This window comes from Fictibacillus sp. Mic-4 (assembly GCF_049843615.1).
In the GTDB taxonomy this organism is placed as follows: domain Bacteria; phylum Bacillota; class Bacilli; order Bacillales; family Fictibacillaceae; genus Fictibacillus_A; species Fictibacillus_A gelatini.
This window is the reverse complement of the sequence record NZ_JBBHZM010000001.1, coordinates 204947-221446: the sequence shown is the minus strand read 5'-3', so window position 1 is coordinate 221446 and position 16500 is coordinate 204947. Positions and strand designations below refer to the sequence as shown.

21 protein-coding genes and 1 pseudogene are annotated in these 16500 nt (G+C 40.1%); 5 read left to right on the top strand and 17 right to left on the bottom strand.

Annotation, left to right across the window (positions count from 1 at the left end; genetic code table 11):
- Positions 1-45: 45 nt before the first annotated feature.
- The 3 genes from WD019_RS01150 to WD019_RS01140 form a co-directional block, all read right to left on the bottom strand.
- Positions 46-1584, bottom strand: coding sequence for an acyl-CoA carboxylase subunit beta (locus WD019_RS01150; protein ID WP_425710407.1), 1539 nt, complete (start codon positions 1582-1584; stop codon positions 46-48).
- Between the two features lie 89 nt (positions 1585-1673).
- Complete coding sequence (locus tag WD019_RS01145) at positions 1674-1886, bottom strand: biotin/lipoyl-containing protein (protein ID WP_425710406.1); 213 nt, start codon at positions 1884-1886, stop codon at positions 1674-1676.
- A 26-nt stretch (positions 1887-1912) separates the two neighbouring features.
- On the bottom strand, positions 1913-3259 hold the full coding sequence (locus tag WD019_RS01140) for an acetyl-CoA carboxylase biotin carboxylase subunit (RefSeq protein WP_425710405.1): 1347 nt from the start codon (positions 3257-3259) through the stop codon (positions 1913-1915).
- Between the two features lie 169 nt (positions 3260-3428).
- On the opposite strand from WD019_RS01140, the gene WD019_RS01135 reads away from it, so the two are divergent.
- Positions 3429-3920: an N-acetyltransferase gene (locus WD019_RS01135; RefSeq protein WP_026675979.1), complete on the top strand. Its 492-nt coding sequence runs from the start codon at positions 3429-3431 to the stop codon at positions 3918-3920.
- 23 nt (positions 3921-3943) lie between these two features.
- Here the strand turns inward: WD019_RS01135 and WD019_RS01130 are convergent, their stop codons facing one another.
- The 4 genes from WD019_RS01130 to WD019_RS01115 form a co-directional block, all read right to left on the bottom strand.
- The gene (locus WD019_RS01130; RefSeq protein WP_026675980.1) at positions 3944-4573 is read right to left on the bottom strand and encodes an RsfA family transcriptional regulator; all 630 of its coding nucleotides are present in this window, start codon (positions 4571-4573) and stop codon (positions 3944-3946) included.
- A 112-nt stretch (positions 4574-4685) separates the two neighbouring features.
- The gene (locus WD019_RS01125) at positions 4686-5447 is read right to left on the bottom strand and encodes an enoyl-CoA hydratase/isomerase family protein (RefSeq protein ID WP_425710404.1); all 762 of its coding nucleotides are present in this window, start codon (positions 5445-5447) and stop codon (positions 4686-4688) included.
- 105 nt (positions 5448-5552) lie between these two features.
- Entirely contained in the window at positions 5553-5726 is a 174-nt protein-coding gene (rpmF, locus tag WD019_RS01120; RefSeq protein ID WP_026675982.1) for a 50S ribosomal protein L32, read from the bottom strand.
- Positions 5727-5785: 59 nt separating this feature from the next.
- Complete coding sequence (locus WD019_RS01115) at positions 5786-6304, bottom strand: YceD family protein (protein WP_026675983.1); 519 nt, start codon at positions 6302-6304, stop codon at positions 5786-5788.
- Between the two features lie 151 nt (positions 6305-6455).
- On the opposite strand from WD019_RS01115, the gene WD019_RS01110 reads away from it, so the two are divergent.
- The gene (locus WD019_RS01110; RefSeq protein WP_425710403.1) at positions 6456-7643 is read left to right on the top strand and encodes a nucleotidyltransferase; all 1188 of its coding nucleotides are present in this window, start codon (positions 6456-6458) and stop codon (positions 7641-7643) included.
- A 27-nt stretch (positions 7644-7670) separates the two neighbouring features.
- On the opposite strand, the gene WD019_RS01105 is transcribed toward WD019_RS01110, so the two are convergent.
- Together WD019_RS01105 and WD019_RS01100 are read right to left on the bottom strand one after the other, a co-directional pair.
- On the bottom strand, positions 7671-8720 hold the full coding sequence (locus WD019_RS01105) for a SepM family pheromone-processing serine protease (protein ID WP_081412533.1): 1050 nt from the start codon (positions 8718-8720) through the stop codon (positions 7671-7673).
- Positions 8704-9504: a patatin-like phospholipase family protein gene (locus WD019_RS01100; protein WP_425710402.1), complete on the bottom strand. Its 801-nt coding sequence runs from the start codon at positions 9502-9504 to the stop codon at positions 8704-8706. Before WD019_RS01100 ends, WD019_RS01105 begins: the two co-directional genes overlap by 17 nt.
- Before the next feature lie 117 nt (positions 9505-9621).
- Between WD019_RS01100 and ylbJ the strand changes: the two genes are divergently transcribed.
- A complete protein-coding gene (gene ylbJ / locus WD019_RS01095) occupies positions 9622-10830 on the top strand; it encodes a sporulation integral membrane protein YlbJ (protein ID WP_026675987.1) in 1209 nt (402 codons plus the stop codon).
- Between the two features lie 3 nt (positions 10831-10833).
- Here ylbJ and coaD read toward each other — a convergent pair whose 3' ends face one another.
- The gene (gene coaD, locus WD019_RS01090; protein WP_026675988.1) at positions 10834-11322 is read right to left on the bottom strand and encodes a pantetheine-phosphate adenylyltransferase; all 489 of its coding nucleotides are present in this window, start codon (positions 11320-11322) and stop codon (positions 10834-10836) included.
- Positions 11323-11328: 6 nt separating this feature from the next.
- A pseudogene (rsmD, locus tag WD019_RS01085) lies at positions 11329-11901 on the bottom strand (16S rRNA (guanine(966)-N(2))-methyltransferase RsmD); the annotation flags it as partial.
- A gap of 305 nt (positions 11902-12206) precedes the next feature.
- Between rsmD and WD019_RS01080 the strand changes: the two are divergent.
- The gene (locus WD019_RS01080) at positions 12207-12584 is read left to right on the top strand and encodes a DUF7147 family protein (protein ID WP_026675990.1); all 378 of its coding nucleotides are present in this window, start codon (positions 12207-12209) and stop codon (positions 12582-12584) included.
- 19 nt (positions 12585-12603) lie between these two features.
- Here WD019_RS01080 and WD019_RS01075 read toward each other — a convergent pair whose 3' ends face one another.
- The 5 genes from WD019_RS01075 to ylbD all read right to left on the bottom strand — a co-directional run bounded on the left by WD019_RS01075 (position 12604) and on the right by ylbD (position 14727).
- Positions 12604-12879 (bottom strand): YlbG family protein, encoded by a 276-nt coding sequence (locus WD019_RS01075; protein ID WP_026675991.1) that lies wholly within the window; start codon positions 12877-12879, stop codon positions 12604-12606.
- A gap of 89 nt (positions 12880-12968) precedes the next feature.
- Positions 12969-13409 carry a YlbF family regulator gene (locus WD019_RS01070; protein ID WP_026675992.1) on the bottom strand — a complete coding sequence of 147 codons (441 nt, stop codon included), beginning with the start codon at positions 13407-13409 and terminating at the stop codon, positions 12969-12971.
- 86 nt (positions 13410-13495) lie between these two features.
- A complete protein-coding gene (locus tag WD019_RS01065) occupies positions 13496-13885 on the bottom strand; it encodes a hypothetical protein (protein ID WP_425710401.1) in 390 nt (129 codons plus the stop codon).
- Between the two features lie 150 nt (positions 13886-14035).
- Positions 14036-14275, bottom strand: a complete 240-nt coding sequence (locus WD019_RS01060; RefSeq protein WP_026675993.1) for a YlbE-like family protein — start codon at positions 14273-14275, stop codon at positions 14036-14038.
- 14 nt (positions 14276-14289) lie between these two features.
- Complete coding sequence (gene ylbD / locus WD019_RS01055) at positions 14290-14727, bottom strand: spore coat protein YlbD (protein ID WP_026675994.1); 438 nt, start codon at positions 14725-14727, stop codon at positions 14290-14292.
- A 145-nt stretch (positions 14728-14872) separates the two neighbouring features.
- On the opposite strand from ylbD, the gene WD019_RS01050 reads away from it, so the two are divergent.
- Positions 14873-15367: a PaaI family thioesterase gene (locus WD019_RS01050; protein ID WP_425710400.1), complete on the top strand. Its 495-nt coding sequence runs from the start codon at positions 14873-14875 to the stop codon at positions 15365-15367.
- Between the two features lie 11 nt (positions 15368-15378).
- Here WD019_RS01050 and WD019_RS01045 read toward each other — a convergent pair whose 3' ends face one another.
- The gene (locus WD019_RS01045; RefSeq protein ID WP_026675996.1) at positions 15379-16404 is read right to left on the bottom strand and encodes a CAP domain-containing protein; all 1026 of its coding nucleotides are present in this window, start codon (positions 16402-16404) and stop codon (positions 15379-15381) included.
- Positions 16405-16500 lie beyond the last annotated feature (96 nt).

Here is a 16500-nt window from a genome sequence, read left to right as displayed (position 1 = left end):
CACGTTTAAATGCAAAAAACCTTCCGCCATAAGCGGAAGGCCAAATCATACCGGATAAACCGGATGCTTTCGTTCACTAAATGTCATTTCCTTTGATTCAAGAAATCGAAGCCGGTGATGCAGCGTCTCTCTTAAACGGGAAGGCGCCACAATGTCATCGATAATCATTTCTGATGCAAGTTTGTAAATATCAATATGCTCTTTATATTCTTGTTGTTTCTGCTGGACAAAAAGCAATCGTTCTTTCGGGTCTTCAATTTCATTAATTTTATTGGAATAGACGGCGTTAACCGCGGCTTCAGGCCCCATAACGGCAATTTGCGCAGTCGGCAAAGCGATGCAACAATCCGGTTCAAATGCCGGTCCCGCCATCGCGTATAGACCTGCACCATATGCTTTGCGGACAATGACCGATAGTTTTGGCACGGTAACGTCACTCATCGCAGCAATAAGCTTCGCCCCGTGGCGGATAATTCCCGCCCTTTCCACTTTTGTGCCAATCATAAAGCCCGGCACGTCAGCAAAAAAGATGAGCGGAATCGAAAAAGCGTCACAAAGCGTAATAAATCGGGCCGCCTTATCTGCCGAATCGACAAATAGGACGCCGCCCTTTACTTTCGGCTGGTTTGCAACAATTCCGACTGTTCGCCCTTCAATTCGGGCAAGCCCTGTAATGATTTCGCCTGCAAATAGTTTTTTAATTTCAAAAAAACTTCCATCATCGACGATTCTTGAAATCAATTCGTACATATCGAATGGAACGTTTTGGTTTTCCGGAACGATCTCCTCCAGAGCCCTTCCGTCGACTGGCGGCTTTGGTTCCTTCATTATAGGCTTTTGCTTGTAATTGGCAGGGAAATAAGACAAGTAGTTTCTCGCAAGCTCTATCGCTTCTTTTTCGCTTTGCGCTAAAATATCTCCACAACCGCTTACGGAGCAGTGCATGCGGGCACCGCCCATCTCCTCAAGCGAAACTTTCTCTCCAATGACCTTTTCCGCCATCCTCGGAGAGCCGAGATACATAGATGCATTTTGATCAACCATGATGACAACGTCGCAAAATGCTGGAATGTAGGCGCCGCCCGCAGCCGATGGACCAAATAACAGGCAGATTTGCGGGACCATCCCGGACATTTTCACCTGGTTATAAAAAATCCTTCCTGCCCCTCTTCGGTTCGGAAACATGTCAATTTGGTCGGTAATTCTTGCACCGGCAGAATCGACAAGATAAAGCATCGGTACTTTCAGCCTCTGGGCTGTTTCCTGAATTCTGATGATTTTTTCAACGGTCCTTGCTCCCCATGAACCTGCCTTTACCGTTGAATCATTTGCCATTACGCAGACGGTTTGCCCGCCTACTTTACCCATTGCCGTAACGACACCGTCAGCCGGGAGATTGCCTGCTTCGTTATTGGCAAATAATGCATCCTCAACTGAAAATTCGCCTTCATCAAACAATCGTTCCAACCGTTCCCTGACAAACATTTTATTCTGGGACGCATTTTTTTCATGATATTTCGGCGCCCCGCCTGATTTAATTTGGTCAATCATGTCATTCAATCGATTTTCTAATTTGGCCGTCATGCAATCGGTTCCCTCCCAATAGATAAATTGTAATTCCCGGTAAAATTAAAGAGTGAGCGCTCGTTCAGCTAGAGCCCAACAGGCTGCTATTATGTTAAAATAACGAGCGTATCTCCTTCATTAACAAAGTCACCAATCCCTACTTTAATGTCAGTAACAGTGCCTTCTATTGTGCTTTCAATCGGAATCTCCATTTTCATTGATTCAAGGACAACGACTAATTGACCCGGGCTAACCCCCTCACCTTTATTAACAAGCACATTTAAAACGGTACCCGCCATGTTTGCGTTAATTTCTTTCATTTCGTCCACCTCTTGATTTATGGTTTTTATGATTTTTTCATTAATTGTTTTTCAGTTAAAAAGGCCGTCGTATAGTTTCCTTTTTGGAAATCATCGTCATTTAATATTTGCTCAAATAATGGGCTATTACATTTTATTCCCGTTAATTGGAAGTCATTAAAAAATGCCTTTGCTTTTAATAGGCAGCCTTTCCTGTTGGAATCGCTTACAATGATTTTCGCGATCATCGGATCATAAAAAGGCGATACGTGGTTGCCCGCCTCATACCCTCCGTCAACTCTGACACCATCCATCTCAGGAAAATGAAGAGTCACTAATTTGCCAGGTGAAGGCAAAAAGGTAGCCGGATCTTCGGCATACAATCTAAATTCCATGCTATGGCCCTTTTGTGCGATTTCATTTTGCAAAAGGGTTAACGGCTTTCCACTGGCGACTTCAATTTGCCAGCGAACAAGATCCAGTCCAGTAACCATCTCTGTGACAGGATGTTCAACTTGAAGTCTTGTATTCATTTCTAAAAAGTAAAATTGACCATCTTCAGCCACTATAAATTCGACCGTTCCTGCATTAGAATAAGAGACAGCCCGGGCCGCCTTGATGGCCGCTTCACTCATTTCATTTCGGATCGTTTCATTCAAGAAAGGGGATGGAGATTCTTCTATCACTTTCTGATTCCGGCGTTGAATGGAACAATCTCTTTCAAACAAATGGACAATGTTCCCCTGTCCATCGCCAAAAATTTGCATTTCAATATGCCTTGCACCAGCAATATATTTTTCTATAAACATTAAATCACTGCCAAAATAGGCTTTCGCGCGTTGTTGTGTGGAAACGAACGCTTTTTTTAATGACGGTTCGTCATCACAGCGTACCATCCCAATTCCACCGCCGCCGGAACTTGCTTTTAGCATTATTGGATAACCAATTTCGTTTGCAACCCTACAGGCTTCTTCCAAGTCTGAAATCGGTTCAACGGTTCCGGGGACAATAGGAACTCCCGCATTTTTCATTGTTTTTCTCGCCTGAATCTTATCGCCCATTGCGTCTATAACTTGCCATGAAGGTCCAATAAAGCGGATGCCCGATTCTTCTACTTTTTTTGCAAAAGTACTGTTCTCCGAGAGAAAGCCATAGCCGGGGTGAATCCCGTCCACTTTTTCTTTTAACGCAATTTCTAATAGTTTGTTCACATTTAAATAGGATTTCATAACAGGCGGCTCTCCAATTCGAAACGCTTTAGTCGCCTGCTTTACATAAGGAAGTTCGGAATCTGCATCGGAATATACCGCAATAGACTCGATTCCCATCTCATTACAAGTTCGTATAATGCGTCCGGCAATTTCACCGCGGTTCGCAATTAATATTTTTCGCAAAAAGCATCCCCTCCTCGTTTCTTTTGTCATTTCAATATTTCGACAAAAGCTTTAATATTCCTTTCTATATTTTTTTATCAAAAGGAATATTTCATTTTTAAAGAATTTTAAGTGTAATTAGTATATACTATAAATAGATCAGAACAAATGTAATTAAGGGGGAGCCTTCATGACAGAAACGTATCAAGTAAAACGTTTGAAAGTGAATTATAAAACATTGGAAGAATTTAAACAATTTAAAGAATACGGCATCCAGGAACTATCCATGCTTGAAGATTTGCAGGACAATATTATCGAAAACGACAGCGAATCTCCTTTTTACGGGATCTATTACGGGGATAAACTTGTCGCCAGAATGAGTTTATATAAAATTGAAGCGGAATTCGATAAGTACTTTGATCCGCCACAAGATTACTTTGAATTGTGGAAACTAGAAGTCTTGCCGCATTATCAAGGCAAAGGATATGGAAGGGCACTTGTGAATTTCGCTAAATCATTGAATTTGCCGATCAAAACAAATGGCAGACAGCAATCATGTGGATTTTGGGAAAAATTAGGATTTGAAGCGGTAACGTATAATCCGGAACGCGACCGCGGCGAAAACCCATATGTCTGGTACCCGAGCGGCGTAACGGAACAAAAAGTGGAACGAACGTACTAAAAGATGGCATTATGCCATCTTTTTTATTTTTTCATCTTTTGCAAATTTCCGTTTACGTCCATTTTAAAGGTTAGATTTTTTCCATCTTCATCTTCCAGTACAACCATTTTTCGCGCCCTATCCATAATTTGGATGAGAGCTTTATAATCTTCACATACAATCTGGTATTCCTCATTTAATTTTTGCAAATGTTGCTGCATATCTTCATTTTGCTTTTTTAATTCTTCCAATTGTTTGCGAAGCTGCTTATTTTCCGATTCCACCCCATGGCTCTGCGCTTGTTTTGACTTGAAATTTTTTAAAAACAAGATGACGTCATCCATCGAAAGCGATTTTTCCTTTCCCGCTACTACATATTCGTCCCTTTTTACCTGGGTTTGTTTTGAAGAATCTTCCTGGGATTCATTTTTAAGAGCTTTTTCTTTATTTCTTTCTTTTCGCTGCTTTTTGGCAATTGTAATGGCTGACTCATATTGTTTACGAATGAGTGAATTCCAGCGAAATCCACAGGCGGCAGCGGTTCTGGACAGTTTTTCTCCTACTTCTTCAAAGGCCGCAAGCTGTGTACTTCCTTCGCGAATATGGCGCAACACAACTTCTGCGAGCAACAAGTCTTCATCCTGACTCCATGCATCCTGACGAACAGCAGTCAACCTAATCCCTCCATCTTTATGTCGTTTTTACATTGATATGCAATTAATAGATAAGATAGACTTTTGTTCTACTAAAAAGATTATGTCCTTGTTGCCCATAACTATACAAAACTTATTTTTTATTCAAAAAATCAGCAACCGCTTTTTTATGTTCATCCGTCTCCCATAATTTAGCGCAATGCCTTACTTCTTGTTCTACTCTTAGCTTGATCCCGGCTGTATCGATACTATCGAGATAACGCTGTTTATATGCTTGTAAACATTCCGTAGAATGAACAGTGTACCGATTGAAATATTTTTTTGCTGAGGCCATCATATCATCTTCTTTAATGAGATATTGAACGAAGCCAATGTCTCTCCCCTGCTTTGCCGTCATCAATTGGGCGCTCCATAATAAATCAAGTGCAACTGCTTTGGGCAACCGTTCCAATATGTAAGTACCGCCTCCCCATCCTGTCGTTATGCCCAATTTTCCTTGAATAAATCCCATTTTAGCCTCTGCTTTTGCAAGGCGCATATCACATGCCGCCGCTATCTCACAACCTCCTCCTACGGCCGTGCCGTTTAGAAGAGCAATCGTTGGCTTTGGAAAAAAGAATATTTCATTTAAAACATCGCTCATCTTCGAAAGCATCGCGTATGCTTCATGTTCCGTATGTAGCTGGTGGAAAGCGGTTAAATCTCCTCCAGAGCAAAAGGCTTTTCCGCCTGAACCCTTTATGACTAATAATTTTACGCCCGAATCGGCTTTTGCTTCCGATAAGTATTGCTTAAGTAGATCCATCACTTCAAAATCAATCGCATTATGTACTTCAGGGCGATTAATAGTAATAACGCCTAGTTGCTCTTTGTTTTCATAAAGTACTTTATCCATGCAGACAGCCCCCTCAAGTAGTCGTTCATATTGTATTTTTCTTGATCGGGAGGGGAAATTCCTTTTAAATAATAAAAACAGGAGGCCTTATGCCTCCTGTTTTTATTATTTGCTTACTACTTCTTTTCCTTTGTAAAAACCGCATTCACGGCAAACACGGTGAGAAAGTTTGTATTCTCCACATTGTGGACATTTTACCATTCCTGGCATAGCAAGCTTGTAGTGAGTACGACGCTTTGCCTGGCGAGTTTGGGAAGTTCTGCGAAAAGGTACTGCCATGTTGATCCACCTCCTTAAAAAGGTTCTACTCGGAAACAGAGTTCTGTTGTCCTACCATCTTACTTGTTGTCACGCTCAAAAAATTTTGCAAGGTCAGCAAGCCTCGGGTCAATTTTGTTTTTACGGTCTTCTTCAGTGACGACTTGCCACCCTTCTCCAGAATGCGGGGCCTGACTTGCACCCTCACATTTGGACGTAACCTTAATCGGCTTTGCGAGCAAAATATGCTCCTCAATGTACGGATTCAGGTCTATAACGTTCCCTTCTACTTTATGAAGGTTTTCTTCTTCAGAAGAGATCGGGAAGCCCGGATCTAATAAAAAAATTTCTGTTGTTTTTATCGAAAATGGGAATTCTACATCAACCAGAGTCGTTGAACATGGCAAAATCATTTCACCTTCAACGGTTATGTAGAATGTTGCTTTTTGCTGCGTAATATCTGCATGTCCTTTCACATGAACAGGAGAAATCCGGCGAATTTCTTTATCTCGCTTCATTAATTCCGAAAAGTCAACATGTTCATCAAAAGTTAGCGGCTTCCGATAAAAACTTCTCAATTCCTGTAGTGACCATTTCATTTTTTTCACCTCAAGGCAACAGTAGTAATTATATCGATCAAAAACTAAATTGTCAATATGATATCTTTACACACTATGATCGGTTACAATATAAGAAAAGCGCTGTAGTGTTTTCTTATCCGATTTGTTTGAAAAAGGAGCTGTCCAAAAAATGAAAGCATGCGGGATTGTTGTTGAATATAATCCTTTCCATAATGGACATTATTATCATCTGCAACAAGCCAAAAATCAAACCAATGCCGATTGCATGATCGCCGTCATGAGCGGGAATTTTTTGCAGCGCGGCGAACCTGCCCTTCTTTCAAAATGGGAACGTGCGAAATGCGCACTTATGGGCGGAGCCGATTTGGTTGTTGAGCTCCCTTACCCATTTGCAACCGCACATGCTCCGCTTTTTGCAAAAGGCAGCATCAGTTTATTGCATGCACTAAGGGCGGATGCTGTTTGTTTCGGAAGCGAAGCCGGCAACATCGATCTTTTTTATCAAACAATTGAATTCCTTTCTGACCATAAAGATACATATGAACAAGCAATTAAATCTTTTGCGGCAAAAGGCTACTCCTATCCAAAAGCGGCGTCATTGGCATTTGAAACGATCTCAAGCGGAGAGAGCTTGTTAGACTTAACAAAACCTAATAATATTTTAGGTTTTGAATACGTTAAGACAATTGTAGAAGAAAGTTATCACATGAAAGCGGAAACGATTAAGCGAATGGGTGCAGGCTATCATGATCTCGATGTTACGAAAGGGCAAATTGCTAGCGCAACCGGCATCCGCAACATGATATTTTCACAAGCTGCGGCTATTGATGAACTTCGTGACTTTGTGCCGTTAGGTACTTATGCAATTTTAAAAAGCGCTGATCGTTTGCTGAATTGGGAAGCTTTTTTCCCTTTTCTACAGTATCGGGTGTTGTCGAGTTCACCTGAGGAGCTAAAACAAATATACGAAATGGAAGAAGGACTCGAGTATCGATTGAAGAACGTCATGAAAGACGCGGAGAATTTCCAATCGTTCATGCATGCTTTTAAGACGAAGCGATACACATGGACAAGGCTGCAGCGGCTTTGCTTACACCTTCTCAATAATGTGAAAAAACAAGAAATAAAGCCTCTATTAGCCGGAAAGCCTCCATATATCCGGATTCTCGGAATGAGCAAAACAGGACAAGCTTATTTGCACCAGGTCAAAAAGAAGCTAGAACTTCCTCTTGTCACTTCGATCTCAAAATTTGACCATCCAATGCTTGAATTAGAGAAAAAGGTTTCTTCGATTTATGCTCTAGTGCACCCTTCTCCAATCGTTACTAATGAGTATGGCCCCCCAATACAAGCATAACGAAACTCGCCCTAATGGCGAGTTTCGTTATGCTTGTTTTAATTTTTTTAAGTAATTTAATGCGTCCGTTAATGTCCGAACCGGGACGATTTTCATTTTCGTTTTAATATCCTTTGCCGCTTTTACGGCATCGTTATAATTGTTCCCGGCCACCGGCGCAAAAAAGATTTCAGCTTTTGCTTCATTTGCGGCAACTACTTTTTGCTGGATTCCGCCAATTGGACCGACCTGTTCTTTAATGTTCATCGTACCGGTCCCGGCAATCCGGTGCCCTTTTGTTAAATCACCTTCTGTCAGCTGATTGTAAATTTCAAGCGTAAACATCAATCCCGCTGAAGGACCGCCAATTTCACTTGTTTTGATTTGAAGGGGAGGATTGGTTTTGACATCAATGTTGGTGACGGGATATTCGATACCAATACCGGCTTTATGAGCCCCTTTTTGTTGATTTTTTTTTGGAAAATTAGCGACTTCTACCGTCTTCGTCAAAGATTTCCCGGCACGTTCTAAACGTATCGTAACGTTGTCTCCTGCTTTCTTTTTCCCAAGAATCGCCAAAAGGTCTTCCGTTCTTTTAATTTGCTTTCCATCCACCTTAACGATTTTATCGCCAGGTTGGATTTTGCCGCTAGCCGGCATACCTTCAATTACGCCATTAACATATACTCCTTTTTCAATGATATCGACTTTCTTATGCGCTTTCCGATACGCTACAATCGTTGCAGCATGTTGGGAATCTGACATCATTTGCAGCTGCCTTTGGTTGTATTCTTCATCGGTTTCTTCAGGAAGGCGAATGTCTTTTGCCGGCAATATTTCTTTATAGTCACTCATTTTCGCCAACACATATTGAGGAATGTTTGCTTTTCCGATTCGAACCGTTGTCAGCATAAAGCTTCCGGCCTCATGATCTCCTCCTTTCACATGAATGATTGGAGCCAATTCTTCCGCACTTCCTGGTGCCGTTATGTAATAGGGTAATGGGTAAAAAGCGATAATGATAGCGATAACGATCAATAAAATCGGCAACGCTTTCGAGAACCAACCCGTTTTCTTCGTATTATGTGTCGTGCCCATTCTTGTTCTCCTTCCATTCTTCTATTTTCTTAACGATGGCTTTGATTTTTTCCTTGCCCGCTTTTTCACCTAGCTCAATGATTTCATTGACATTTTTATACGTCGTTGAACTATACTGTTCAACAGGCGGACGAATCATAATGTCAGATGCGATTTCATGTCTTCGCCCAATTTCGCGCTGCATAATGTCAATGCTTTGACTGATCACATCAAATATAGATGTAATGACAGGCTCGGCCCTGAATTGGGAGATGTCAACGGCAATGACGATATCCGCTCCCATTTCTTTTACAACTTCAACCGGTACTTTTTCGATGACACCTCCATCAACAAGCAGACGATTATTAATTTTCTCCGGTACGAATATCCCCGGGATGGAAATGCTGGCCCTTACCGCATCTGCCATTGACCCTTTCGTAAAAACGACCTTTTCTCCTTTTAATAAATCGGTGGCCACGATCGCCAGCGGAATGAGGGAGTCTTCAATGTTTTTATTATGTGTTAATAATCGTATAAGCTCCTTAATCTTTTTGCCGGAAATAAAGCCCATTTTCGGTATCGTATAATCCATATAATACTTTCTTTTAAATAAAGATGCCAATTTAATGAGGCTCTCATTCGTATGCCCGAGACCGACCATCGCGCCTATCAGTGCCCCCATGCTGCTTCCGGCGATTAGATCAATCGGTATTCCCGCCTCTCGTAACGCTTTAATCACGCCAATATGAGCGAATCCCCGCGCCCCTCCAGAACCAAGCGCTAAACCAATGATCGGCCGCTCCATTAAAAATTCCTCCGTTCTAATCCCGATATCTATTTTTTAACATATGGTCTAAATGGCACCTCTATACGTATAAATATAAAGATAGGACATGGTTAGTAGTATTGGGGGAAATAATTCGTGAATTTATCTTTTTTAAAGACGCTCTTGTTGACGCTCTCTGCCGGGTTTCTTGCTTTATCACTAATGATTTTTCCATCCGAGTCTTTAGAAGCGGCACGGGTCGGTTTGAAAATTTGGTGGAAGGATGTTTTCCCCTCGCTTTTGCCGTTTTTCGTCATGTCAGAGTTGTTAATCGGATTTGGCTTTGTCCAATTTATTAGTGTTTTATTTGAGCCATTCATGAGACCGCTTTTCCGTGTGCCTGGTGCCGGCGGTTTCGTCTGGGCAATGGGGTTAACCTCCGGATTCCCGGCCGGGGCTAAACTTTCTGCACGATTATGGCAAGAAAAACAAATTACTGCAATTGAAGGTGAAAGGCTTGCCTCTTTTACAAACGGCTCTAACCCTTTATTCCTCTTTGCCACCGTTGCCGCAGGCTTTTTTAATCAAGCGTCGTTAGGCATTATTTTTGCAATTAGCCATTATGTCGGTAATTTTTTCGTTGGAATTATTATGAGATTTCATGGCGCCCGTCATGAATTGACTGTACAAAAAAAGAAACCGCTCTCTATATCACCAAAAAGCGCCTTTCGTCAAATGCATGAAACACGAATTAAAGACGGGCGACCGATTGGCCAACTTCTTGGCGATGCCATCCAATCATCAACAAAAACCCTTCTTATGATCGGCGGCTTTATCGTTTTGTTTTCTGTTCTTACAAGAATTTTAAACTTGTTACATATTACAGAACTATTGGCTTATTTTATTAAAAACATGCTAAGTAGTCTTTCCATTTCAACAACCTTAAGTTTACCGTTTATTTCGGGAATCTTTGAGATGACAACAGGAAGTTATCTTGCAAGCGAAGCCCATGCGCCCATCTTTCAACAATGTATTATCACTAGTTTCATTTTAGGTTTCGGCGGCTTTTCCGGGCATGCTCAAGTAGCCAGCATTCTGGCTCCAACCAAAATACGGTTTAAGCCATTTTTCTTTGCTAGAATTATGCATGGACTTTTTGCCGCAATTTTAACCGCGTTCATTTTTCATCCACTGTACAAGCCAAAAAAGGAAACGACACTTGAAGTCATGGGTTATCTTCATCACTCTACTGGACAACTGCGAGAATTCATTCTTCATTATGGATCCTATTTCACGTTAATTGCCCTTATTGCCTCCATCTTCATCTGGTCGGTGCGAAAATCAAACCAATCAAGCCTTCGTTAATTTTTAACGAAGGCTTGAAAATTTTTCTTTTAACGCGATTTCTACCGGTTCAGGAACAAGATCTGACACGTTAGCGCCATATTTTGCAGCTTCTTTTACAATACTTGAGCTTAGAAAGGAATATTGATTATTTGTCATCATAAAAAATGTTTCAATGTCTTCATTTAACTTCTTATTAATCGAAGCAATCTGCATTTCATACTCAAAATCAGAAACGGCTCGAAGTCCACGGAGTATGACATTTGCCCCCACCTTTTGAACATAATCGATTAAAAGTCCGCTAAATGAGTCCACTCGAACATTCGGCAACTCTTTCGTTGATTCTACGAGCAATTGAATCCTTTCTTCAACCGAAAAAAGAGGCTTTTTACTTGAGTTAGTCGCAATGACAATAATAATTTCATCAAAAATTTTCGCCCCGCGTGCAATAATATCAAGATGGCCAAGCGTAACCGGGTCAAAACTGCCTGAACATACCGCTATTTTTTTCAAATCGTATCACCTGCCCGCATCGAATTTATAAAATGAGATTGCCGTTGTCTTGCCAAAAAGTTCGGATTTAACTTTATAGAGACGGCCAATTTTTTCAGGAAGAACGATCGAACCGTCATGTTCGGCTATAATTTGAGCGTCTTTCGTCAGCAATTCAAACTGATCAAGCATCTCTATATCTTTTTCTATTCTTTGTTTCGCATAGGGGGGATCCAAAAACACAATGTCAAACTGAATAGCACGCTTTTTAAGTGCTTTCAAAGCCCTCTGGGAATCATTTCGATAGACTTCAGCTTTTGATGAATAATTGCATTGATCGATGTTTTTTCTTATCGTTTCGATTGCTTTTATATCTTTATCGACAAAAATAAACAGATCCATCCCGCGGCTCAAAGCCTCGATTCCAAGTCCCCCACTTCCGCCGTATAAGTCTAAGCCAATCCCCCCATTAAAATAAGGTCCAATGATGTTAAACATCGATTCTTTTATTTTATCCGTAGTCGGACGGGTCGACTGGCCGGGTACCGCCCTGAGCGCCCTTCCTTTGCATTCTCCAGATATAACTCTCATTTCGTCCTCACCTTTATGTAATTTTCCCCATTAATCCTAACACAATTAAAGAATAATTTTCTATTCTTTAGTATATATTGTCCCGCTCTGGTCATACTAGATTTAACAACATCGATTACCGATGTTGTTGCCAACCGCGGAGAAGACTTACTTTTCCCCATAAGTTCTTCCTCCGGTTTCTCCTCTCCCATCGCCTTTGAAGATTTAAGTGAAACGGTAATTCACTTATAAGTAAAGGCACCCCGCAAAGAGTTTTGCGGGGATTTTTTTTCTGCTCTTTTTATGTTACATTTTGAGTAGAAAGGAGCAATTATATGATTCAACGATTTATCGAACTTGGGGAAGGATATTCGGACTTATATGAATTAATTGAAATTGCTAGAAACAATCAACATCGATTAAAACATTTGCTCAGCCTGCAAACAACTATCGGCGGCAAAGTAAAAACGTCGCTTGTCGTTGTCCTCGCACCTACTGAAGAAGGCGAATTCCAACCTTTATACATGTGTCGCGAGGGCATTCCTTTGCCATCAAAAAGGTATGAATTGTTCGAAATTCTTGCAAAAGAGCTTCAAAAAGAAATTATCGCTTTTGAAGTTAAGCCGTCTAGCGAGTTCCAGGAAAAAGAGCTTTTCTACCATTATCTTATTGGGATTTTACGGTTAAATTATTTAATTCCTCCTCTTACGTAATAAGGGATATAGCGCTTAGCTATATCCCCATTTTATAATCATATTCTTTAGCTTTATCAGGAATTTTACTTTCATACACTGTTTTCAATTCATGTTTAAACGAGCGCTTTACCTCTTTTACAAAATGCAATGATTCCAATTTCTCAACAATTTCATTGATTTTTGAACCATCACAATAAATAACGGCATATTTTAAACGTTTTGATATGTAATGAACATTTCCATAACGTCTGAGTTGCTTCGAGAACTTAAGCGAATATAAATAAACCGATAGCCCTAAACGATTTCCAATCATAGGTCGTGCTCCTTTTAAAATGTTAAGTTAAGTCTAGCATGAACCTTTCATTGGTACAATAGGAAAGAGACCTTTTCACAAAGGCCCTTTTATTGACATCCACAACTACCGCCAGAACCACACCCACCGCTGCAACTTCTTGAATCAAAAAACGGGTTGCCCGTTGGGACTTTAATATGTTTAGAAACACTGCCTGCTATCAGCATGCTGCATTCGATTAATAACGTTTCAAGCTCTTTTTCCGCTTTTTTAAAATTGGCAATCGTCTCGTGGAAATCAAGCTCTCTTTTTAAAACCCGTATATCAGTTGACACCTGTTTATAATCAGGATGGTATTTCCCAAATCGTTGAACTTCCTCATACCGTTCCTTCATGTCGGTAAATTGGCGAATAAGTTTTTGAGCACGCTTATCTTGCTCTAATTCAAATTTACACATTCGATATCGGGCAGCTAACTCGGATTCGGCTATCATTTTGCCAAGAAGATAGGATTCATCTAAAAGTTCAGTATTCGTAATTGTTCCTATCATCCAATCACCCCCTGCCTTAATTGTATACTTTCTATTATAGCGAATTATGTACAATGATAAAAGGCAATACACCTTGACCATATCGATCAAGGTGTTTTGATAAGAACTTGCAACTCTTTAGAGACCCCGTATGAAGATCCATTTTTTCTTTTTAATTCCAATGTCAATACGTGAACACCTTTCGGCAATTCTTCCAGTACAAAAGCGGATTGGTATACGTTTTGTTTGAACTTTCCATCTACTTTTACAGCAATATGTCCATCTTCATAATCGGGATCGTTCGGATTACTTCCAATAAAGGAAAACCCGGGTATAAAGCAATCGACATATACTTTATTTCCTTTCACTGAATAATTTACCGTCCATTTGATCTGTTTGTGTACAATTGCCACTTCTTGTCCTTTAACCATATCATGTTGTTGATTGCACTCTGTTATACTTAACACAGTGAATAGTGCAAGAATGATGTTTTTCATCAAAATAAACCACCTTAAAGAGCAGATGCATTTAGTTAACATAATTAAAATTTAGTAAACTGCTCTTTCGAAATTATTTAACTTATGGTTTATTTTTTGCAGCATGTCCTTTTTTTATCCAAAGTAGAAACCTATAGAATCCTATAGGTTTTAGCCGTTTTCCCCCATCATTCCAATAAAATCTAATAAAAGGGACAGGCCTTTCACCTGTTGATGAAAACGGTCAATCCGTTGGCCAAAAGTTCTGCCAAAAAATACTTTCGCATCTTCTTCAAGTTTCTCAATGGACGCAGGGTTACGGGTCAACTCTCGATACCAATTTGGCTGTTCCCTCATAAAATATTTTAAATCCGGACGGGTACTTAAATATTCAATAATTTCTCTCCTCATTACCGCCTCATCCTCTAATCTTTATGAAATGGGTGACTTCCGCTATGTGTTTCAGTTTGCCGCTCATTAGATGCCGGTTGATTGGATTGGAAATAAGACAATAAACGTTGGATTTCTTCTATCGCCCCGCTTATTTGCCCGATGTGTTGCTGCAGGTCGCTAATATTTACCTCACGGATTATTGAAAAAAAATCGCCAAGTGTTTTTCCTTTTTTATCTTTACTATCGTTTTCCTGTTGCACGTCTATTTTTTTGTTAACTGCCTCCTTCTCATTTTGAACGGTTTTCTTTTTTCTAGAAGCTCTGTATTGGTTCCAGCTTTCATGTTTATCCCCCAGGACAATCCAGTCCTGATACACTTCCTTCCATGTCCGTTTTTTTGCCCGGACTTCATGTATCAGCTTAGGATGTTGTAGAACAAATTGTCTAAACTCCTCAATATCTTTTTTCATTTCATCACCCCTAGCTGCCATTAAAGCTACATGCACCTAATACATGATACATTAGCGCCTAGTAAAAGGTGCGCCTATTTTTTATTTGCAAATGATTTACGGCTATGGATAAAATAAATTCAAACCAAAATTAAGGAAGGAATCCATGATGGCTCTACAAAAAGACATTGAATACTTTTTAGCAAATGCTTCTAATGAGGAAAGAGAAATTTTGTCGATTATGTTGGACAGTTTGATTCAAAAACGCGAATCCACGTCCTCCACTTATATTTCCAGATTAATGGACATGACTACTCAAATAATGGATGATGATTCGATAGAAATAAGCGTTCCCATTACTCCACTACTTGCCAATAGCCTCGGCATTGTACACGGAGGCTTAACTGCAACCTTACTCGATACGGCAATGGGAACGGCAGCCAATCGACATCTTGAACTCCATCAAGCAGCGGTTACATCAGAAATGAAAATCAACTTTACTTCACCTGGAATGGGCTCTAAGCTGACATGTAAAGCAAAAGTTCTTCATCGCGGCAAACAAATGATTGTAACGGAAGGAAAAGTGTTTGGTGATGAAGGCCAGCTTGTTGCTCTTGCGACAGGAACGTTTTTCGTCATACATAAAAAGGAGAACGAATAACGTTCTCCTTTTTATGGAGTAAGGAAATTCTGGGTATAGTCTTTCTTATATACGCCAACACCTAAATGAGTATAATTTTTATTTAAAAGCGCCTTTCGATGTCCTTCACTATTTAGCCATCCTTCAACCGCCGCAGGTCCATCGGTATAATTTGCCGCTATATTTTCTGCAGCCTCTGTATACTTAATATGGGCTTTGTTGAATCGATTCGCAAGATCACCTTCAGTAGGAGAAACGTGGGAGAAATAATTTTTTTCCACCATCTCTTTACTATGGGAAAAAGCGACTTCCGCCGCTTTTTCATGCCAGACGACCGGTTTTAAATGATGTCTTAAACGAATAACATTTGTGACATCTAATATTTGCTTTTCCTCTGCCTGTTCAATTAATCGTTCTTCCTCATCGGAATACTCCGGTGGATTCATGAGTTCCCCACGATACACAATGGAATAAGGCCGCTGCATTAACAAAACATCTTTCGTCATGAAACGAATGCTGGAAAGCCGCTGGGTAAATTTATCTATATATAATTGAATCCAAATATTCCCCACTTTTACAAGTGGCCGTACATTCATTTCTTCTTCGGAAAGCTCAAACCGGTAAAAATTATCATTGTCCTTAACTGTTACATCGCTTGTTACAGAAATATGATGCAAAATTTTAGTTGATGGTTCCCCAATCGCAAATGGCTTTATCGGTAGTTTTTTGCCAATCGCATAGATCGTAATGACCTTTTCATCTTTTACGCCTACTTGCATATATGTATTTGGATTTTGAGAATATATGTACCAATCGTATCCATAAGAAGAAGGATCAATTCGCACGGGATCTCCGAGCTTTTTAATTAACTCATCTTTCGATTGGCCAATTAATTTTGCCACGCTCGAAGCCGGAACTTTTAAGGGCGGATTATTGATTTCAGGCTTCACTTGTTCGTGCTTAATAATGCTTTTTTCAGTCGAAGGAAATATATTGATGTCCAATAACCAAAATAAAGCTAAAATAAGAACAATAATGGCAACGATAATTTTTTTCAAATGAACAGCTCCCTTCAACCAACTTAATATCCATTGTAAACGTAAAGGAACTTGTAAGCAAAAAGATCCAACCCCTTAGTACTAATATATATTTCA

Bases quoted from the DNA above. Each gene is read 5' to 3' on its own strand.
- WD019_RS01150 (WP_425710407.1), bottom strand. From the start codon at position 1,584: ATGACGGCCAAATTAGAAAATCGATTGAATGACATGATTGACCAAATT.
- WD019_RS01145 (WP_425710406.1), bottom strand. From the start codon at position 1,886: ATGAAAGAAATTAACGCAAACATGGCGGGTACCGTTTTAAATGTGCTT.
- WD019_RS01070 (WP_026675992.1), bottom strand. From the start codon at position 13,409: ATGATAGGAACAATTACGAATACTGAACTTTTAGATGAATCCTATCTT.
- WD019_RS01065 (WP_425710401.1), bottom strand. From the start codon at position 13,885: ATGAAAAACATCATTCTTGCACTATTCACTGTGTTAAGTATAACAGAG.
- WD019_RS01050 (WP_425710400.1), top strand. From the start codon at position 14,873: ATGATGGCTCTACAAAAAGACATTGAATACTTTTTAGCAAATGCTTCT.
- WD019_RS01060 (WP_026675993.1), bottom strand. From the start codon at position 14,275: ATGAGGAGAGAAATTATTGAATATTTAAGTACCCGTCCGGATTTAAAA.
- WD019_RS01105 (WP_081412533.1), bottom strand. From the start codon at position 8,720: ATGGGCACGACACATAATACGAAGAAAACGGGTTGGTTCTCGAAAGCG.
- WD019_RS01080 (WP_026675990.1), top strand. From the start codon at position 12,207: ATGATTCAACGATTTATCGAACTTGGGGAAGGATATTCGGACTTATAT.
- WD019_RS01075 (WP_026675991.1), bottom strand. From the start codon at position 12,879: ATGATTGGAAATCGTTTAGGGCTATCGGTTTATTTATATTCGCTTAAG.
- WD019_RS01100 (WP_425710402.1), bottom strand. From the start codon at position 9,504: ATGGAGCGGCCGATCATTGGTTTAGCGCTTGGTTCTGGAGGGGCGCGG.
- ylbD (WP_026675994.1), bottom strand. From the start codon at position 14,727: ATGAAAAAAGATATTGAGGAGTTTAGACAATTTGTTCTACAACATCCT.
- WD019_RS01110 (WP_425710403.1), top strand. From the start codon at position 6,456: ATGAAAGCATGCGGGATTGTTGTTGAATATAATCCTTTCCATAATGGA.
- WD019_RS01125 (WP_425710404.1), bottom strand. From the start codon at position 5,447: ATGGATAAAGTACTTTATGAAAACAAAGAGCAACTAGGCGTTATTACT.
- WD019_RS01115 (WP_026675983.1), bottom strand. From the start codon at position 6,304: ATGAAATGGTCACTACAGGAATTGAGAAGTTTTTATCGGAAGCCGCTA.
- rpmF (WP_026675982.1), bottom strand. From the start codon at position 5,726: ATGGCAGTACCTTTTCGCAGAACTTCCCAAACTCGCCAGGCAAAGCGT.
- WD019_RS01135 (WP_026675979.1), top strand. From the start codon at position 3,429: ATGACAGAAACGTATCAAGTAAAACGTTTGAAAGTGAATTATAAAACA.